This window comes from Citrobacter sp. S55_ASV_140, from assembly GCF_018919505.1.
Lineage (GTDB): Bacteria > Pseudomonadota > Gammaproteobacteria > Enterobacterales > Enterobacteriaceae > Citrobacter > Citrobacter werkmanii.
Window position 1 is genome coordinate 1 of record NZ_JAHLQZ010000337.1, and the last position, 2,372, is coordinate 2,372.

4 protein-coding genes are annotated in these 2,372 nt (G+C 56.9%); 3 read left to right on the forward strand and 1 reads right to left on the reverse strand.

Annotated features, from left to right (window positions below; all coding sequences use genetic code 11):
* Positions 1-680, forward strand: a 680-nt coding sequence (locus KQJ18_RS23405) for an iron-containing alcohol dehydrogenase (protein WP_216422879.1), incomplete at its 5' end; no start/stop codon positions are given.
* Positions 677-991: an L-rhamnose mutarotase gene (gene rhaM, locus KQJ18_RS23410; protein WP_038635917.1), complete on the forward strand. Its 315-nt coding sequence runs from the start codon at positions 677-679 to the stop codon at positions 989-991. The genes KQJ18_RS23405 and rhaM, both read left to right, overlap by 4 nt.
* A 46-nt stretch (positions 992-1,037) precedes the next feature.
* Here rhaM and KQJ18_RS23415 read toward each other — a convergent pair whose 3' ends face one another.
* Entirely contained in the window at positions 1,038-1,586 is a 549-nt protein-coding gene (locus tag KQJ18_RS23415; RefSeq protein WP_003825255.1) for an XRE family transcriptional regulator, read from the reverse strand.
* A gap of 101 nt (positions 1,587-1,687) precedes the next feature.
* On the opposite strand from KQJ18_RS23415, the gene KQJ18_RS23420 reads away from it, so the two are divergent.
* Positions 1,688-2,347 (forward strand): AzlC family ABC transporter permease, encoded by a 660-nt coding sequence (locus KQJ18_RS23420; RefSeq protein ID WP_038635911.1) that lies wholly within the window; start codon positions 1,688-1,690, stop codon positions 2,345-2,347.
* Positions 2,348-2,372 lie beyond the last annotated feature (25 nt).

Consider the following 2,372-nt stretch of genomic DNA (forward strand, 5'->3'; position numbering starts at 1 on the left):
AGGTTAAAGAGGTGATCATCGACCCGAACATCATCCCGGATATCGCCGTGGATGATGCCAGCGTGATGCTGGAAATCCCAGCTTCCGTTACCGCCGCAACCGGCATGGACGCCCTGACTCACGCGGTGGAAGCCTATGTTTCCGTCGGCGCGCACCCACTCACTGACGCCAATGCGCTGGAGGCCATTCGCCTGATTAATCTGTGGCTACCGAAAGCGGTCGATGATGGCCACAACCTCGAAGCCCGTGAGCAAATGGCATTTGGTCAGTATCTGGCGGGTATGGCATTTAACAGCGCCGGTCTTGGTCTGGTGCATGCGCTGGCGCACCAGCCGGGCGCAACCCACAACCTGCCGCACGGCGTCTGCAACGCCATCCTGCTGCCGATAATCGAAAATTTTAACCGACCGAACGCCGAGGCTCGCTTTGCCCGCGTGGCGCAGGCGATGGGCGTCGATACCCGCGGCATGAGCGATAAAGCGGCAAGCATGGAAGCCATCAACGCCATTCGCGCCCTGAGCAAGCGGGTAGGTATTCCAGCCGGTTTCAGCCAGCTTGGCGTGACCAAAGAGGATATTGAAGGCTGGTTAGATAAAGCGTTGGCCGATCCATGCGCGCCGTGTAACCCGCGCATCGCCAGCCGCGATGAAGTCCGCGAGTTGTATCTGGAGGCGTTATGATCCGCAAAGCGTTTGTGATGCAGGTAAACGCCGACGCGCACGTTGAGTACCAACGTCGGCACAATCCCATCTGGCCAGAACTGGAATCAGTACTGAAAGAACACGGCGCGCATCACTACGCGATTTATCTTGATCAGGAGCGTAATCTGCTGTTCGCCACCGTTGAGATAGAGTCCGAGGAGCGCTGGAATGCCGTTGCCAGCACCGACGTTTGCCAGCGTTGGTGGAAACATATGCGCGACGTGATGCCAGCCAACCCGGACAACAGCCCGGTCAGCACAGAGCTAAAAGAAGTGTTTTATCTGCAATAATCTTGTAGGCCGGATGCGCCGCATCCGGCACAACGCAACATAGCAGTTAGTTCTGCTCAGAAACCAGAATCGCCTGAGTATCCGGCTCCAACGCTTTAAAGATATGCGCCCGATCGGCGGGGTAACAAATGTAGTCGCCCTCACCTAACTCTTCCGGCGCTTCCGTCAATCCCACCATCGCCTTACCTTGCGTCACGATAATATGTTCAACCGATCCCGGTGGATGCGGCTGTGAAATACGATCCGCGCCCGGCTGCGTCAGCAGCAAATAGATATCCCGCCGCGCGCCCGGTGGGCAGGCGGCCAGTAAAATGGCCTGGTAGTGGGCCTGTTCCGCCACCACTTTTGTCCCTTCGCCGCGGCGAATCACCTGCGTTTTTTGCTCTTGCGGCTCCAGCAGGCGCGCAAAAGGGATATCCAACGCCACACACAGCGACCACAGCGTTTCCAGGCTAGGGTTGCCATTTCCTGCTTCCAACTGTGAGAGCGTCGATTTTGCAATCCCCGCACGGCGGGCAATCTCTGCCAGTGACAAACCGGTGCGCTGACGTTCACGCACCAGGCTTTTCGCGATCATACTGATGGGCTGGGTCATTCACGACTCCATGTTTTTTATATCGAACAAATCGTTCGACTTGTAAAGCTAAATGGTTGCGTTCATTATAATGGAAATTCGTTCGATATGGCTAAAATGGTATGAAACATTATTTTTCCTGTCTCAAAGGCGACACGCTGAAAGCAATATTTCTCGTCTGTCTGGCCGTCGGCGTTGTCGGCATGTCATATGGCTCGCTGGCGATGGCTTACGGTTTCCCGCTGTGGGTACCGTTTGTGCTTTCTATTACGGTACTGGCCGGCGCGTCCGAGTTTATGTTTATCGGCATCGTCGCCAGCGGCGGTAACCCCCTGGCGGCTGCGGCTGCCGGTTTACTGGTGAACGCCCGGCACGTGCCGTTTGGCGTCACGGTGCGTGACCTGGTGGGCTCCCGGGCCGCCAGTTTCCTCGGCTGCCATATCATGAACGACGAAAGCGTAGTGTTCGGCCTGTCGCAAAAAACGCCGGAACAGCGTAAAGCCGCCTACTGGCTATGCGGCCTGGGCGTCGCCATTTTCTGGCCAATTGGCACGCTGATTGGCGCAGGTGTCGGCAAACTGCTCCCGGCCCCGGAAACCATCGGTCTGGATGCCGTTTTCCCGGCTATTTTGCTGGCGTTAGTGGTTCCGGCCTTTAAAAATCGGACCACGCTGATCCGCGCCTGTAGCGGTGCCGCGCTGTCGCTCGCATCTATACCTTTCGCGCCGGTGGGCCTGCCGGTACTGCTCTCACTGTTTGGTTTACTGACGAGGAAAAAATAATGGGCAACATGACGCTGTTTATCGT